The 16345-nt window shown below is 69.1% G+C and carries 16 protein-coding genes; 13 read left to right on the top strand and 3 right to left on the bottom strand.

Going from position 1 to position 16345, the window contains the following annotated elements; genetic code table 11:
* The first annotated feature begins 132 nt into the window (after positions 1-132).
* From rimP to truB, 11 genes are all read left to right on the top strand, one after another.
* On the top strand, positions 133-786 hold the full coding sequence (rimP, locus tag C5E41_RS10775; protein WP_104375681.1) for a ribosome maturation factor RimP: 654 nt from the start codon (positions 133-135) through the stop codon (positions 784-786).
* Positions 783-1811, top strand: a complete 1029-nt coding sequence (gene nusA / locus C5E41_RS10770; RefSeq protein ID WP_063028635.1) for a transcription termination factor NusA — start codon at positions 783-785, stop codon at positions 1809-1811. The genes rimP and nusA overlap by 4 nt, the downstream gene beginning before the upstream one ends.
* Before the next feature lie 63 nt (positions 1812-1874).
* Complete coding sequence (locus C5E41_RS10765) at positions 1875-2255, top strand: YlxR family protein (RefSeq protein WP_104375680.1); 381 nt, start codon at positions 1875-1877, stop codon at positions 2253-2255.
* A gap of 117 nt (positions 2256-2372) precedes the next feature.
* Complete coding sequence (gene infB / locus C5E41_RS10760; RefSeq protein WP_104375679.1) at positions 2373-5342, top strand: translation initiation factor IF-2; 2970 nt, start codon at positions 2373-2375, stop codon at positions 5340-5342.
* 100 nt (positions 5343-5442) lie between these two features.
* Positions 5443-5733, top strand: a complete 291-nt coding sequence (locus C5E41_RS10755; RefSeq protein ID WP_104375678.1) for a DUF503 domain-containing protein — start codon at positions 5443-5445, stop codon at positions 5731-5733.
* Between the two features lie 23 nt (positions 5734-5756).
* Positions 5757-6200 (top strand): 30S ribosome-binding factor RbfA, encoded by a 444-nt coding sequence (gene rbfA / locus C5E41_RS10750; RefSeq protein WP_030513162.1) that lies wholly within the window; start codon positions 5757-5759, stop codon positions 6198-6200.
* 97 nt (positions 6201-6297) lie between these two features.
* Complete coding sequence (locus tag C5E41_RS10745) at positions 6298-7314, top strand: DHH family phosphoesterase (RefSeq protein WP_104375677.1); 1017 nt, start codon at positions 6298-6300, stop codon at positions 7312-7314.
* A gap of 75 nt (positions 7315-7389) precedes the next feature.
* Positions 7390-8775: an MATE family efflux transporter gene (locus C5E41_RS10740; protein ID WP_104375676.1), complete on the top strand. Its 1386-nt coding sequence runs from the start codon at positions 7390-7392 to the stop codon at positions 8773-8775.
* 147 nt (positions 8776-8922) lie between these two features.
* Positions 8923-9882: a metallophosphoesterase family protein gene (locus C5E41_RS10735; RefSeq protein ID WP_104375675.1), complete on the top strand. Its 960-nt coding sequence runs from the start codon at positions 8923-8925 to the stop codon at positions 9880-9882.
* A gap of 132 nt (positions 9883-10014) precedes the next feature.
* Positions 10015-10776, top strand: coding sequence for a 4'-phosphopantetheinyl transferase Npt (gene npt / locus C5E41_RS10730; RefSeq protein ID WP_104375674.1), 762 nt, complete (start codon positions 10015-10017; stop codon positions 10774-10776).
* Positions 10776-11699 (top strand): tRNA pseudouridine(55) synthase TruB, encoded by a 924-nt coding sequence (gene truB / locus C5E41_RS10725; protein WP_104375673.1) that lies wholly within the window; start codon positions 10776-10778, stop codon positions 11697-11699. The genes npt and truB overlap by 1 nt, the downstream gene beginning before the upstream one ends.
* 8 nt (positions 11700-11707) lie before the next feature.
* Here the strand turns inward: truB and C5E41_RS10720 are convergent, their stop codons facing one another.
* From C5E41_RS10720 to C5E41_RS10710, 3 genes are read right to left on the bottom strand one after another with little or no spacing between them, the layout of a single operon-like run.
* The gene (locus tag C5E41_RS10720) at positions 11708-12376 is read right to left on the bottom strand and encodes a GntR family transcriptional regulator (protein ID WP_104375672.1); all 669 of its coding nucleotides are present in this window, start codon (positions 12374-12376) and stop codon (positions 11708-11710) included.
* The gene (locus tag C5E41_RS10715) at positions 12363-13109 is read right to left on the bottom strand and encodes a maleate cis-trans isomerase family protein (protein WP_258080885.1); all 747 of its coding nucleotides are present in this window, start codon (positions 13107-13109) and stop codon (positions 12363-12365) included. Before C5E41_RS10715 ends, C5E41_RS10720 begins: the two co-directional genes overlap by 14 nt.
* 8 nt (positions 13110-13117) lie before the next feature.
* On the bottom strand, positions 13118-13858 hold the full coding sequence (locus C5E41_RS10710) for a maleate cis-trans isomerase family protein (protein ID WP_104375671.1): 741 nt from the start codon (positions 13856-13858) through the stop codon (positions 13118-13120).
* Positions 13859-13944: 86 nt separating this feature from the next.
* On the opposite strand from C5E41_RS10710, the gene C5E41_RS10705 reads away from it, so the two are divergent.
* Positions 13945-14910 (top strand): D-2-hydroxyacid dehydrogenase, encoded by a 966-nt coding sequence (locus C5E41_RS10705; RefSeq protein ID WP_104375670.1) that lies wholly within the window; start codon positions 13945-13947, stop codon positions 14908-14910.
* A gap of 11 nt (positions 14911-14921) precedes the next feature.
* Positions 14922-16313, top strand: coding sequence for an amidase (locus C5E41_RS10700; RefSeq protein ID WP_258080884.1), 1392 nt, complete (start codon positions 14922-14924; stop codon positions 16311-16313).
* The last annotated feature ends 32 nt before the right edge of the window (positions 16314-16345 follow it).

Below are 16345 nucleotides of genomic sequence, written 5' to 3'. Positions count from 1 at the left end.
GGATGGCTGGTCCTTTACACTCTTGCAGCGCGTTACGCTAGACCTCCGGCGGAACAATCCGCGGGACATGCGCGCCGACCATGTCGGACCAGGACCAATACCGCGTCACAACTGAACCAGGAGCCGCCCCATATGCCGATGCCGACCGAGGAAAGGGTGAGCCAGCTTGTTGCTGGGCTCGTCGAACGCCGAGGGCTCGACCTCGAGGGCGTGCACATCACGGCCGCGGGCGGGCCGCAGGCGCGGGTGACGGTGACCGTCGACGGCGACGAGACCGTCGATCTGGACACGATCGCGGAACTGAGTTCCGAGATCTCGGAAGTGCTCGACGACGCCGCCGATCTCGGCGAAACCCCCTATCTGCTGGAAGTCACCACTCCGGGTGTCGACCGCCCGCTGACCGCCCCGCGCCACTGGCGACGGGCTCGCGGCCGCAAGGTGCGGGTGCGGATGCGTCCGGGTGCGCAGCCCCCCGAGGGCGCGTCCACCTTCGACGCCCGCGTCGGCGCGAGCACCGAGACCGAAGTGGCCCTGGTGCTGGGCGGTAAGCGCGCACCCCACCGGGTGAGCGTGGCGCTGGCGGATATCGAATCCGCGGTCGTCCAGGTGGAGTTCGCACCACCCGGTGCGGCGGAGATGGAACTGGCCGGGGGTGTGGCCGCGGGCCGCCCGGAACCGGGCGCCGCCGATCAGGCCGTCGATCCGGCCGCACCCGCCGCCGGGGGAAAACAGGCCGCCCGGGGAGAACACTCAGTAGTTGCGCCGACCGAAGGGATCGTGGAATGAACATCGAAATCGAAGCCCTGCGTGCGATCGTCGCCGATAAGGGAATCTCGATGGAGACAGTGCTCTCCGCGATCGAGTCGGCTCTGCTGACCGCCTATCGGCACACCGAGGGCCATGAGCCCAACGCACGCATCGACATCAATCAGAAGACCGGCGTGGTGCGGGTGATGGCCACCGAGACCGACGCCGACGGCAACGTCGTCTCCGAATGGGACGACACCCCGGAGGGCTTCGGCCGCATCGCCGCCACCACCGCCCGCCAGGTGGTGCTGCAGCGGCTGCGTGACGCCGAGAACGAGAAATCCTTCGGTGAGTTCTCGACGCACGAGGGCGATATCGTCGGCGGCGTCGTCCAGCGCGATGCCCGGATGAACGCCCGCGGCACGGTCGTGGTGCGCATCGGCAGTGAGGCCAACGGCGCCGAGGGCCTGATTCCCCCGGCCGAGCAGGTCCCCGGCGAGACCTACGAGCACGGCGATCGCATCAAGTGCTACGTCTACGGCGTCTCCCGCGGCGCGCGGGGCCCGCAGATCACGCTCTCGCGCACCCACCCGAATCTGGTGCGCCGGTTGTTCGCGCTCGAGGTGCCCGAGATCGCCGACGGTTCGGTGGAGATTGTCGCCGTGGCCCGCGAGGCCGGCCACCGCTCCAAGATCGCGGTGCGCTCCACGGTGCCCGGTGTGAACGCCAAGGGCGCGTGTATCGGCCCGATGGGCCAGCGCGTGCGCAACGTGATGAGCGAGCTGGCGGGCGAGAAGATCGACATCATCGACTGGGCCGAGGATCCGGCCGCCTTCGTCGGGAATGCGCTGAGCCCGTCGAAGGTTGTCTCGGTCACGATCGTCGATCCGGAGGCCCGTGCCGCCCGGGTCGTGGTCCCCGATTTCCAGCTGTCGCTGGCGATCGGCAAGGAAGGTCAGAACGCCCGGCTGGCCGCGCGATTGACCGGTTGGCGCATCGATATCCGCTCCGACGCCGCCCCCGACGTGGCCGGATCGCAGCGGCCGCACGCCCAGCACGGGTAGGCCGCGACGAGACGGCAGTGCGAGTGCGGGGGTCAACCAGGGGCTGGATGCGGAGATCGGGACATGGCAGCGGTACAGTGGACACAGGCTCAGCGCGAGTCTTCGGTATCCGCACTTTCCGCCCAGGTCGGTGCTCGGGTGAGAACCCGAACTCTCGGCCCGGTCCGGACCTGTGTCGGATGCCGGAAACGCGAGCTGGCCGCCGATCTGTTGCGGGTCGTGGCGCAATCGCCCGGCAGCGCTCCCGACAGGGACGCCGTCGTCGCGATCGTTCCCGATCCGCGGCGCAGACTTCCCGGGAGGGGTGCCTGGTTGCACCCCGTTTCGGCTTGTCTGAGCATGGCAGAGCGGCGCCGAGCGTTCGGCAGAGCGCTACGAGTGTCCGGAAAACTGGATATCTCAGCCCTGGAGCACTACGTCGAGAACAGGCACGAGCACTCATGAGCACACCGTGAAGTACCAACGATGAACGGCCATCGAAGATAACCGGAGGTCGTGCGGGCGTCTGGGCTCCCGAGAGGAGACCGGACCGCCACGCTCGACCTCTCAGTGAGGAGAGCAGTGGCAGGCAAGGCCCGCGTGCACGAGTTGGCTAAAGAACTCGGTGTCACGAGCAAAGAACTACTCGCAACGCTCAAGGAGCAGGGCGAGTTCGTGAAGTCGGCGTCGTCGACGGTGGAGGCACCCGTCGCACGCCGGCTGCGGGAGTCGTTCGCGGCGAAGTCCGCGCCGTCCAACGGCTCCGCGAAATCCTCCGCGAAACCCGGTCCCGCCCAGGCGCGTCCGGCCGCCAAGCCGGCCGCCGGCGCGACCCCGGGTCCGCGTCCCGGCCCGCGACCCACTCCGGCTGCGCCGCAGCCGGATTCGGCGCCCGCGGCCGAAACCCCCGCGGCGGCAGCACGTCCCGATGCGGTGAAGCCCGGTCCGGCCGTCAAGCCCGGACCGAAACCGGCCGCTCCGGCGGCCTCCACCGGTGCGGCGCCGTCGGCGTCCGCCCCGTCGGCTCCGGCGCAGCAGCCCGGTGCCCGTCCGGCCCAGGGCGCACCGCGTCCCGGTCAGCCGCGTACTCCGGGTGGGCAGCAGGGCGCGCCGCGTCCGGCGACGCCCGGCCCCAAGCCCGGCCCGAAAACCCCTCGGGTGGGCAACAATCCGTTCTCGTCGGCGCCCGAGCGCCCGGCGCCGCGTCCGGCTCCCGGCCCGCGTCCGGGGCCCGGTCAGGGTGCGCCGCGTCCGGGCCAGGGCGGTCCGCGTCCCGGTCAGGGTGGTCCGCGTCCGGGCCCGGGTCAGGGTGCGCCGCGTCCGCCGGCCGGCCAGGGCGGTCCGCGTCCCGGTGGCCCGCGTCCGTCTCCCGGCTCGATGCCGCCCCGGCCGAATCCGGGTGCGATGCCCGCTCGTGCGGCCCGTCCGGGCCCGTCGGCGGGTCGTCCGGGTCGTCCCGGCGGTGCGCCGGGTGGCGGTGGCGGTCGTCCCGGTGGTGGCGGCGGTAACTACCGCGGTGGCGGCGGTGGCGGCGGTGCCGGTGGCGGCGGTGGCGCGGGTGCGCCCGTTGCCGGTGGTTTCCGCGGTCGTCCCGGTGGCGGCGGTGGCCGTCCGGGTGGTGGCGGCGGTCGCGGCGGTGCCGCGGGTGCCTTCGGCCGTCCCGGTGGCGCGCCCCGCAAGGGCCGCAAGTCGAAGCGGGCGAAACGCGCCGAATACGAGAACATGCAGGCACCGTCGGTCGGTGGTGTGCGGCTGCCGCGCGGCAACGGCGAGATCATCCGTCTCGCCCGCGGCGCGTCGCTGTCGGACTTCGCCGAGAAGATCAACGCCAACCCGGCCTCGCTGGTGCAGGTGCTGTTCAACCTCGGTGAGATGGTCACCGCGACCCAGTCCGTCAACGACGAGATCTTCGAGCTGCTCGGCGGCGAGATGAACTACGTCGTGCACGTGGTCTCACCCGAGGACGAGGACCGCGAGCTGCTGGAGAGCTTCGACCTCAGCTACGGCGAGGACGAGGGCGACGAAGGCGACCTGCAGGTCCGCCCGCCGGTCGTGACCGTCATGGGTCACGTCGACCACGGTAAGACCCGACTGCTCGACACGATCCGCAAAACCAACGTCCGCGAGGGCGAGGCCGGCGGTATCACCCAGCACATCGGCGCCTACCAGGTCCTCACCAACGTCAACGACGAAGAGCGCCTGATCACCTTCATCGACACCCCGGGTCACGAGGCGTTCACCGCCATGCGTGCCCGTGGTGCCAAGGCCACCGATATCGCGATCCTGGTGGTCGCCGCCGACGACGGCGTCATGCCGCAGACGGTGGAGGCCATCAACCACGCGCAGGCCGCGGATGTGCCGATCGTGGTGGCGGTCAACAAGATCGACAAGGAAGGCGCGAACCCGGAGAAGGTTCGCCAGCAGCTCACCGAATACAACCTGGTGGCCGAGGAGTACGGCGGCGACACCATGTTCGTCAACATCTCCGCGCGCCAGGGCACCAATATCGACGCCCTGCTCGAGGCCGTGGTGCTGACCGCGGACGCCGCACTGGACCTGCGGGCCAACCCGGATATGGACGCCCAGGGTGTCGCCATCGAGGCGCATCTGGACCGCGGCCGCGGTCCGGTGGCCACCGTGCTGGTGCAGCGCGGTACCTTGCGCGTCGGTGACTCGATCGTGGCGGGTGACGCCTACGGCCGCGTCCGCCGCATGGTCGACGAACACGGCGAGGATGTGGATGCGGCGCTGCCGTCGCGTCCGGTGCAGGTCATCGGTTTCACTTCGGTGCCGGGCGCGGGCGACAACCTGCTCGTCGTCGAGGAGGACCGCATCGCCCGCCAGATCGCCGACCGGCGCAATGCGCGCAAGCGCAACGCACTGGCCGCGCGCAGCCGCAAGCGGATCAGCCTGGAAGATCTGGATGCCGCTCTGAAGGAGACCTCGGAGCTCAACCTGATCCTCAAGGGCGACAACTCCGGTACGGTCGAGGCCCTGGAAGAGGCGCTGCTCGGCATCGAGATCAGCGACGAGGTCCGGCTGCGGGTCATCGACCGCGGTGTCGGTGGTGTCACCGAGACCAACGTCAACCTGGCCTCGGCGTCGAACGCGATCATCATCGGGTTCAACGTCCGGGCCGAGGGCAAGGCCACCGAACTCGCCAACCGCGAGGGTGTGGACATCCGCTACTACTCGGTGATCTACCAGGCCATCGACGAGATCGAGAAGGCCCTCAAGGGCATGCTCAAGCCGATCTACGAAGAGGCCGAACTGGGTCGCGCCGAGATCCGCGCGGTATTCCGCTCCTCGAAGTTCGGCAACATCGCCGGCTGCATGATCACCTCCGGGTCGGTCAAGCGCAACGCCAAAGCCCGCCTGCTGCGCGACAGTGTGGTGATCGCCGATACGACGATCCAATCGCTGCGCCGGGAGAAGGACGACGCCACCGAGGTCCGCGAGGGCTTCGAATGCGGTATGACGTTGGGCTACAACGACATCAAGGAAGGCGACATCATCGAGGCGTACGAGCTTCGGGAGAAGCCGCGCGACTGAGTTGTCCACAGTGAGTGAACGTCACGTTCGGTGCAGGCAACGACCGGACGTGACGTTCGCTTCGTCGGGCGTTCGTCGCGACAAGTGAAGAGGTGAGCCGTTGTTCGTCGGTGCGCTGGAGTTCGACATCCTGCTCGGCGATGTGCACTCGTTGAAGGAAAAGCGGTCGGTGATCCGCCCGGTACTGGCCGAACTGCAGCGCTTCGGCGTCAGCGCGGTCGAGGGCGGAGATCACGATCAACACCGCCGTTCACAATTGGGCGTCGCGCTGGTCAGCTCCGAGATGGGACATCTCACAGCGGTGCTGGACAAGTGTGAACGCCACGTGGCGGCCCGTCCGGAGTTACAGTTGCTGGCAGTACGCCGCCGCATCTTCGGACCCGAAGACTGAATGACAAGTGAGGAGGGCCCGCCATGGTGGATCAGGCCAGGGCACGCCGACTCGCGAAGCGGATCGTCTCGATCGTCGGAACGGCGATCGAATACGAGATCAAGGATCCGCGGCTGCGTTTCGTCACCGTCACCGACGCCAAGGTGACCGGTGATCTGCGGGAGGCGACCGTCTATTACACGGTGATGGGTGAAACCCTCGCCGCCGAACCGGATTTCGCGGGCGCCGCGGCCGGACTGGAGAAGGCCAAGGGTGTGTTGCGGTCCAAGGTGGGCGCGGCCACCGGGATCAAGTTCACGCCGTCGCTGAGTTTCGTCCTCGACACCGTGCCGGACGCGGCGCGCGAGATGGAACAGCTGCTGGCGAAGGCCCGCGCGGCCGACGAGAAGGTGGCACAGGTCGCGGCCAACGCCACCCATGCCGGCGACGCCGATCCCTACAAACCCGACCCCGACGAGGAAGACTGACCGCGACGGCGGTCGATGCATTGCACGGGCCGGGCTCGCAAGGCGGTTCCCCGGTTCTGTCGCCGATGAGTCGAGCGCCGGAGAATCGAGCTTGGAAATGACAGCTGTGACGTCGTCGGCGGATCCGGCCGCGGCCGTCGAGGTATTGGCGGCCGCGCGATCGGTGACCGTGCTGTGTCATGTGCAGCCGGACGCCGATACCGTCGGCAGTGGGCTGGCACTCGCGCAGGTACTGCATCGGCGCGGTGTGCCGGTCCAGGTGTCCTTCGCCGAGCCGGCCGAACTGCCGGCATCGATGCGCTCGCTGCCGGGTGTGGAGTATCTGGTGCCCGCCGAACAGGTGGCGGAGCGAGTGGACCTGCTGGTCACCGTCGACTGCGGCAGTGTCGGGCGTCTGGGCGCGCTCGCGGACCGAATCGATGGCGCTGCAACCACTCTGGTGATCGACCATCACCGCTCCAACACCCGCTTCGGTGATGTGAATCTGATCGACGAGACCGCGGAGTCCACCACCAGTGTGCTGGCGCGGCTGTTCGACGCCTGGGGTGAGGAGATCGACCGGGACATCGCGCACTGCCTGTTCGCCGGTTTGGTCACCGATACCGGGTGTTTCCGCTGGGGTGGTCCGGGCACCCATCTGCTAGCCGATCGTTTGCTGGCCACCGGGATCGACGGCGCGGGAATCACTCGCACGCTGATGGACACCCACCCCTTCGGCTGGTTGCCGATGTTGTCGCGGGTGCTCGGATCGGCGCGACTGGAACCGCGCGCGGCCGGCGGCGCCGGACTGGTCTACGCGTTCGTGCGCAGCGACGACTCCGACGGATTGCGGTCGGAGGAGGTGGAAAGCGTCATCGACGTCGTCCGCACCACCGCCGAGGCGGATGTCGCGGCGGTATTCAAACAGTCCCGCACCGACGCCGGCTGCTGGACGGTGTCGCTGCGCTCGCGCGACAGCGGTGTCGGCACCGGCGATGCCGTCGACGTCGCCCGGGTCGCGACCGGCCTGGGCGGTGGTGGCCACCGCTACGCCGCCGGCTATACGACATACGGGACGTCCGAAGACGTGGTGGCGGATCTGCTCGCGGAATTGGCCCCCGGCCGGGAGAGCTGAGGATGGGACGCGGCGGGCGGTCGGCAGCAGTTCCCGCGGGCGTTCGGCACGGCCTCCGAGGTCGGGTCTGACGGCATGGTCGAGACACATCCCGAAGACGGTGTCACGGCGGTGAACACGGCCGTTGCCGACGCTACGCGCCACGATGCGGGTCCGCGGCGCATCCTCGGCATCGCGATCCCCACGCTGGGAGTGCTTGTCGCCGAACCGATCTACCTTCTCTTCGATATGGCGGTGGTAGGTCGGCTGGGGGCGCTGGCGCTCGCGGGGCTCGCCGTGGGTGGCTTGATACTCGGTCAGGTCAGCACACAGTTGACATTCCTGAGTTACGGGACCACCGCCCGCTCCGCACGCCGCCACGGCGCCGGTGACGAACGAGGTGCGGTTGCCGAAGGGGTGCAGGCGAGTTGGCTCGCCGTGGCCGCCGGATTGGCGATCGTCGTTGTGCTGCAGGTGTTCGCACGACCTGTCGTGAATGTGATCGCGGGCGGCGCCGATATCGCGGACGAGGCGTTGCGCTGGTTGCGGATCGCGCTGTTCGGAGTTCCGTTGATCCTGCTGACCATGGCCGGTAACGGCTGGTTGCGCGGGGTGCAGCAGACGCGGCGTCCGCTGGTGTACGTGATTGCGGGCCTGGTTGTTTCGGCACTGCTCTGCCCGCTGCTGGTGCACGGCCTGCTGGGGGCGCCCCGGATGGAACTGGCCGGATCGGCAGTGGCCAATGTGGCCGGACAGGTCGTCTCGGCCGGACTGTTCGTGGCCGCGTTGGTGCGCCGGCGGGTGCCGCTGCGACCCCATCCGCGAGTCATGCGGGCGCAGTTGGTGCTCGGCCGGGATCTGATCGTCCGAAGTCTGGCGTTCCAGGCCTGTTTCGTCTCCGCCGGTGCGGTCGCCGCCCGGTTCGGCGCCGCCTCGGTGGCGGCGCACCAACTCGTGCTGCAGCTGTGGAATTTCCTTGCCCTGACGCTCGATTCGCTGGCCATCGCGGCGCAGACCCTCACCGGTGCGGCGCTGGGCTCCGGCGACGCATCCGGCGCGCGCGTGCTGGCCCGCCGGATCACGGTGTGGTCCACCCTGTTCGCGGTGGTGCTCGCCGTGGTCTTCGCCGCCGGATACGCCGTCTTCCCACAGGTTTTCACCGACGATCCGGCGGTCCTGGACCGCGTGCATGTGATCTGGTGGTTCTTCGTGCCCCTCATCCCCGCCGCCGGAGTGGTCTTCGCCCTCGACGGTGTGCTGCTGGGCGCGGGCGACGCCTCGTATCTGCGCAACACCACGATGGCCGCGGCGCTGCTGGGATTCCTGCCCGCCATCTGGCTGTCGCTGAGCTTCGACTGGGGTATCGCCGGGATCTGGTCCGGGCTGAGCGCCTTCATCCTGCTGCGCCTGCTTGCGGTCGGCGCCCGCGCGCTGTCGGGGCGCTGGGCCCGAGTCGGCAGCGAGATCCCGCGGTCGGCATGACCACCACGACGCGGTATTCGGGAGCGTGTCGGTACCCGGCCGCCGACGTGCGCACCGCGGACGGTGTGCGAAGTACGCGGCGCCGGGTATGTCCGCACGCGAGGGTCGGATGTGCTCGCATCACGATGATCATGGGATGGTGGAACGGTGATTCCTAAGTTGATGGCGGTGAGCGATATCCATGTCGGTCATCAGGGGAACAAACCGGTGGTCGAGCAAATCCGCGCGGATTCGCCCGAGGACTGGCTGATCGTCGCCGGCGACGTGGGGGAGAAGACCGACGACATCCGCTGGGCGCTGCGCACCCTGCGGGAACGCTTCGCCAAGGTGATCTGGGTTCCGGGCAATCACGAATTGTGGACCACCACCAAGGATCCCGTGCAGATCAAGGGCGCTCCCCGCTACGACTACCTGGTCGCGCTGTGTCGTGACCTCGATGTGGTGACCCCGGAGGACGAATTCCCGGTGTGGGAGGGCGCGGGCGCCGAACAGTACGGCGGGCGGGTGACGATCGCGCCGCTGTTCATCCTCTATGACTATTCGTGGATGCCCGAGGGTGCATATACCAAGGCCGAGGCGCTGGCCATCGCCCGGGACCGCAATGTGGTCGCCACCGACGAATTCCTCCTGGCCAGCGACCCCTACCTGACGCGAGACGCCTGGTGCCGGGCGCGCGTCCAGTACAGCAGGCGCCGGCTCGACGCGCTGGAACCCGATACCGCGGTGGTGCTGATCAACCACTTCCCGATGCTGCGCGAACCCACCCGGATGCTGTTCTATCCGGAATTCTCGCTGTGGTGCGGGACCGAGGATACCGCCGATTGGCACACCCGTTACAACGTGGTGTGCTCGGTCTACGGCCACCTGCACATTCCGCGCACCACCTTCTACGACGGTGTCCGGTTCGAGGAGGTTTCGCTCGGCTATCCGCGCGAATGGCAGCGCCGCGGGCTTCCGGACAAGCTCCTGCGCCAGATCCTGCCCGCCCCCGAATACGGGCCGGACGACCTGAACGAATGGGGCGGCCATTTCACGATCACCCCCGAGATGCGCGCGGCCGCCGAGGAGATGCGCCGCCTCGCCGATCGCCGCCGCGGCGTGCGCTGACCACGCGGCGCGTGCGCGGGCCCGCGGTGAGGGGCCGTACCCGGCGCCGGAGTGCCGTGTGCGCCGCCGGTTCGCCGGAATGCCCACACCAGCGGCTCGTCGGCGGGCGTGGCGGTGGCGCCTCGATGGGACATGCCGGGCGACTCAACGGGTACCGCCCGCACCGCTAGGCTCGTAGCGCAGACAGGGTCGACTCAGGAGGCGGTCATCGAGGAACAGGCGCGCGTCATCGGCAGCATTCTGCCCGCGGGAGTGGCCGCGGCGGAGCTGTTGCGGTATCCGGAGGATCTGAAACCGCATCCCGGTGAGGAACATCTGATCGCGCAATCCGTCGAGAAGCGGCGGCGCGATTTCATCGGCGCCCGGCACTGTGCGCGGCTGGCGCTGGCCCAGCTCGGTGAGCCGCCGGCGGCGATCGGCAAGGGCGAGCGCGGGATGCCGCTGTTCCCGCGCGGGGTGGTCGGCAGCCTCACCCACTGTGACGGGTACCGGGCCGCGGTGCTGGCGCATCGGCTGCGCTGGCGGTCGGTGGGCATCGACGCCGAACCGCACGACACGCTGCCCGAGGGGGTGCTGGACTCGGTGAGCCTGCCCGCCGAACGGGACTGGCTGCGCGGCGCGATCCCCGCGACCGGACTGCATATGGACCGGCTGCTGTTCTGCGCGAAGGAGGCCACCTACAAGGCGTGGTTCCCGCTCACACAGCGCTGGCTCGGCTTCGAGGACGCCCACATCACCTTCACCGTCGACGACGACACCGGCACCGCGGGCACCTTCCACAGTGCGCTGCTGGTTCCCGGGCAGACCGTCGACGGCGGTGCGCCGCTGACGGCGTTCGACGGCCGCTGGACGATCGCCGAGGGGTTGATCCTGACCGCGATCGTGGCCGGCTGATGGCCGAACGCGAGGCGGTCGTCGATCCGCTCGGCGGTCTGCTCATCATCGACAAGGACGGTGGGCAGACCAGCCACGACGTGGTCGCGCGCTGCCGGAAGATCCTGCGTACCAGGAAGATCGGCCATGCCGGCACGCTCGACCCGATGGCCACCGGCGTGCTGGTGCTCGGCGTCGAGCGCGCCACCAAACTGCTCGGACTGCTGAGCCTGACCACCAAGTCCTATACCGCGACGATTCGCCTCGGCCAGGCCACCGTCACCGACGATGCCGAGGGGGAGGTGCTGGCCACCATCCCCGCCGGCCATGTGGCCGACACCGATATCGCCGCGGCCGTCGCCGCGCTGACCGGCGATATCGAACAGGTGCCCTCGACGGTGAGCGCGATCAAGGTGAACGGCGAGCGGGCGTACGCGCGCGCCCGGGCGGGCGAGCAGGTGGAACTGGCGGCACGGCCGGTCACGGTCTCCCGGTTCGACATTCTGGGCCGGCGTGATATCGATACCGGCGCCACGACATTCGTCGATCTGGACGTCGAGGTCGACTGTTCCTCGGGCACCTACATCCGCGCCCTGGCTCGCGATCTCGGCACCGCACTGGGCGTCGGCGGTCACCTGACCGCGTTGCGCCGCACCCGGGTCGGCCCGTTCACACTCGAACACGCTCGCACCCTGGATCAGCTCGCCGGCGATCCGAGCCTGAATCTCGACGTCGATGCCGCTGTGCGCCTTGCCTTTCCGCATCGGGAGATCGACGCCGAACAGGCCGAATCGCTGCGCGACGGACGCTGGCTGGACCCGGTCGGCCTGCGGGGCGTGTATGCGGCCACGACCGCCGACGGCCGGACCATCGCCCTGCTCGAGGAGAAGGGCAAGCGCTCCTCGCCGGTCTTCGTCGTGCGCCCGCGCGGGCTCATCGACTGAGCGCGGGCCTATCCGTCGCCGATCTGCTCACGGAGCCGATCGACCGCGTCGCGCATATGCCCGACGAGCAGTTCATGCACATCGCGCGGCGGGCCGGCGGCGATGGCCTCGCGCAGCGCCACATGTTCGCGGACCTGCTCGCCGAGGTCGGTGTAGGTCGTCTGCAGGGCGCCCAGGCACATCCGGGTCTCGATCAGCAGCGTCCGCGCGGCCCGCACCAGCCGCGGGCTGTCGGCGCTGGTGACCAGAGCCTGATGGAATTCGTGGTCGGCATCGGTGACGCCGGTGGCGTCGCCGCGTTCGGCACAGGCGTGCATCTCGGCGACGCTGGATTGCAAGGCCTCGTAGGCGATCTCGCGGCGGCCGTCCAGGATCAGGTCCAGCGCGCCGCCCTCGATCGCGGTGCGGGCGCGGTAGATGTCGACGACGTCGGCCAGGCTGAGTTCGATGACGAAGATGCCGCGATGCCGCACGCTGTGCAACAGCCCTTCGGAAACCAAGCGCTGCATGGCCTCCCGGACCGGGCCGCGCGAGACGTCGAACTGCGCGGCCAGATCGGCCTCCACCAGCTGCGTCCCCGGCGCCAGCGTGCCGCGGACGATCGCCGCGCGCAGCCGGTCGGCGATCATTTCCGCCGTGGACTGCCGATTCACGGGTTCGAACTCAATCACCGACATGAATCGGCCTTTCCGAGAAGAGCGTTCCGAGCCCCGGTCCGGACGGAGGCGAGTGGGCGGGCAATCCCGCCAGTCGCAGCCCGTACCAGACGGTGACCTGGTTCGCGGTGAGTACCGGCTTGCCGAGCGCTGATTCCAGCTCCGGAAGCAGTTGTATCGTATGCATCGCGGTGTCGGGAATCAGCAGCGCCTCGGCGTCGGGATGGTCGTTCGCCACCGCCAGGTCCAGCACCTGCCGCGGTGTCAGGGTCCCCACTTCGGCGGCCGTGTCGATTCCGGCGCTCGACATCGAGACCACCCGGATGCCGGCGGCATCGAGGAAGTCCACGAAGAGGGCGGCGACCTCGTCCGGATAGCTCGCGCAGACGGCGACATTGCCGGCGGCTATCGCCCGCACCGCCGCCACGAACGCGAAACTGGTGCTCGACGCGGGGACGCCGCAGATCCGGGAGAGCTCCTCCGCCTGGTCGCGCGCACCCTGCGGTCCGTAGACGAAGCTGCCCGAGGTGCAGGCCCACACCACTGCCAGGGGATCGAAGGGCGCCAGCAGATCCGCGCCCTGGCGCAACTTGCCCGGACTGCCCAGCTCGAGTAGTTCGGGCACCGCGTGCAGGTCGGTGCCGTAGATGTGTGCGACCCGGAGATCGGCACCGAGATGCGCTGCTGCCCAAGGATATTCGTCCTCAGCGGCGTGATCGGGATAGATGAATCCGACGGTCGGTGTCCGTTCCACAGCGCCTCCTAGAACACGTTCTGCAGCCATTTGCCGGGGCCCATCATCGGCAGTTTCATCCGTCCGAGACAGGCCCACATGGTCAGTTGGTTGGCGGTCAGGACCGGTTTGCCGAGGAGCTGCTCCAGCGGTTCGACCAGGTCGTAGGTGGGGAGGTTGGTGCAGCTGACGAAGATGGCCTGCGCGGCGGGATCGTCGGCGGCCATGATGCGTTCGGCGATCGTCCGGTAGCTGACTTTCCAGATGCCGCCGCCGAGTCCCAGATGATCCGATCGCAGGACCTCGCAACCGGCCTCGCGCAGGAACTCGTGCAGCTTCGTGGTCAGAATCTCGTCGTAGGGGGTGATGACCGACATTTTGGACAACTGCAACTTGTGCACGGCCTCGAGCAGTGCGCCGGAGGTGGTGATCGCGTCGCGGGCACCCGCCCGGCAGATGGTGTCGCGCAGTGCGCGCTCGTAGGCCAGCCCCTTGATGAAACTGCCCGAGGTGCACAGATAGGCGATCACCTCGGGTTCCACGTGCAGGACGTTGCGTGTCGCGGCGGTGAGATGTGCTGCGTCGGAGACCAATTCGGCCATCTCGAGCGAGACCGGCACCGGTTCGTACGGTGTGCGCGCCAGATGCAGGCTCACTTCCAGGGGAGCCCACCGCCACAGTTCGCGCTCGAGCGCCAGATCGAACGGCGCGATGATCCCGATGCCCCGTTGCGCTACAGGCCCGTCCAGCTCGGGAAAATTCAGTTCCACGAGGGGCCCCTCTCGCGTTCGGGCGACAATCCTCCGCACACAATCGGATTGTTGACAAGCATACGATGGGTTTTTAGCCTGTCAATATGAACGCGGGCCCAGTTGTCACCGTCCTGCACGACGGCGTCCAGCCCGACTGCGAATATATGCGTCCGGTGTTGGAGCAGGCCACCGTCCGCTTCGCCGACGGGGCGTCACTCGCGGACGCGCTGCCCGGTGCCGAGGCGCTGTTCGTCTACGACTTCCGGAGCACCGCCCTGCCCGGTGCCTGGGATCGCGCCGATCGGATGCGGTGGGTGCATGTGGGGGGCACGGGTGTCGACGCCGTGATGTTCGACGCGCTGATCGACAGCGACGTGCAGGTCACCAACACCCGCGGACTGTTCGACGAGGCCATCGCGGAATACGTTCTCGCCCAAGTGCTCGCCTTCGCCAAGGATCTGCCCGAGTCGCTGCGCCTGCAGCAGCGTCACCAGTGGCGTCATCGCGAATCCGAGCGGGTGGCGGGGGCCGCGGTGCTGGTGGTCGGCACCGGCTCGATCGGGCGCGCCATCGCCCGCCTGCTGCGGGCCGCCGGGATGCGGGTGCGCGGGCTGGGGCGGACCGCGCGGACCCGCGATCCCGATTTCGGCACCGTGGCCACCGATTTGCACGCCGAATTGCCCGGGGCAGACTATGTGGTCTGCGTCACGCCGCTGACCCCGCAGACTCGGCACATGTTCGACGCGAGCGCCTTCGCGGCGATGAAGCCGCATGCGCGTTTCATCAATGTCGGGCGTGGGGAATCCGTGGTCACCGACGATCTGGTCGCGGCGCTGCGCGGCGGCGTGCTCGCCGGCGCGGCGCTGGACGTGGTCGATCCGGAACCACTGCCGGTCGGCCACCCGCTGTGGGATCTGCCGAATGTCGTTGTCACGCCGCACAACAGCGGCGACTTCATCGGCTGGCGGGCGGCGATCGTCGCCGCGTTCACCGACAATTTCGAGCGGTGGACCAGCGGTCAGCCCTTACACAATGTGGTCGACAAGAAGCTGGGTTACGTGCCCAGTTGAAGGGAGTCACGATGGCCGACCCCGATACAGGGACCGACCCCGCGGCGATGACCGCGGCCGAGTTGGCCGCCGCCTATTCGGCCGGGGCCTTGTCTCCCGTCGAGGCCACCCAGGCCGCTCTGGACGCGATCGCGGCGCGCGACGACGTCCTCGACGCGTTCTGCCTGGTCGACCCGGAGCGGGCGATGGTGCAGGCCAAGGAGTCCGAGGCGCGGTGGCAGGGTGGTCATGCGCAGGGCCTGCTCGACGGCGTGCCGATCTCGATCAAGGACATCTTCCTCACCGAGGGGTGGCCGACGCTGCGGGGCTCGACCTCGATCCGGCCGGATGTGCCGTGGCCGGTCGACAGCCCGGCCACCGCTCGGCTGCGCGAGGACGGACTCGTCTTCCTGGGCAAGACCACCACGCCGGAGCTGGCGTGGAAGGCCACCACCGACAGCGCACTCACCGGAATCACTCGTAATCCGGTCGACCCGGCCAAGACGTCCGGCGGTTCCTCCGGCGGTTCGGCGGTGGCGGTGGCGGCCGGCATGGGGCCGGTGTCGATCGGGACCGACGGCGGTGGCAGCATCCGGATTCCGGCCTCGTTCTGCGGCGTGGTGGGATTCAAGCCCACGCACGGCCGCATCCCGCTGTACCCGTCCAGCCCGTTCGGGCCGCTGGCGCACGCGGGGCCCATCGCCCGCACGGTCGAGGACGTGGCGCTGCTGATGGACATCCTGTCGCTGCCCGATCACCGCGATCCGACCGCGGGCGCGCCGCCGCTGCTGACCTTCCGCGGCGAACTGCAGCGCGAGGTGCGCGGTGCGACGGTCGGCTTTTCGGCGAATCTCGGTTTCGCGCAGGTCGATCCGGAGGTCGCGGCCGTGGTCGCGGCGGCGGTGCGGGCGCTCGACGAGGCCGGATTACGGGTGGTCGAGGCCGATCCCGGATTCGCCGATCCGCGCGCAGCGTTCGAAACGATGTGGGCGGCCGGTGCGGCGGCCATGCTCTCGACGTTCCCCGCGGGTACCCGCGAGCGGGTCGATCCCGGCCTCGGCGCCATGTGGGACCGCGGCCTCACGCTGAGCGCGGTCGACTACATCGAGGCGCGTGCGGTGGCGGCGGAAATCGGCATCGTCATGGGGGCTTTCCATACCGCCTACGACGTCCTCGTCACGCCGACCATGCCGATCACCGCCTTCGACGCGGGATACGATGTGCCACCGGGTAGTTCGATGGACAGCTGGCCGCAGTGGACCCCGTTCACCTATCCGTTCAATCTCACCCAGCAGCCGGCGATCACCATTCCCGCCGGGCGGACCGCGGCGGGAATGCCGGTGGGACTGCAGATCGTCGGACCGCGCCACTCCGACGATTTCGTGCTCGCGCTGGCCCGCTTCGCCGAGGTGGTGCTGAGCTGATACGCGACGCGGCCCGGACCTTTCGGACCGGG

It is taken from the genome of Nocardia nova, from assembly GCF_002933465.1.
Taxonomy (GTDB): Bacteria; Actinomycetota; Actinomycetes; order Mycobacteriales; family Mycobacteriaceae; genus Nocardia; species Nocardia nova_B.
Note: the sequence above shows the minus strand (reverse complement) of the source record. Positions and strands in the feature narration are given on the sequence as shown.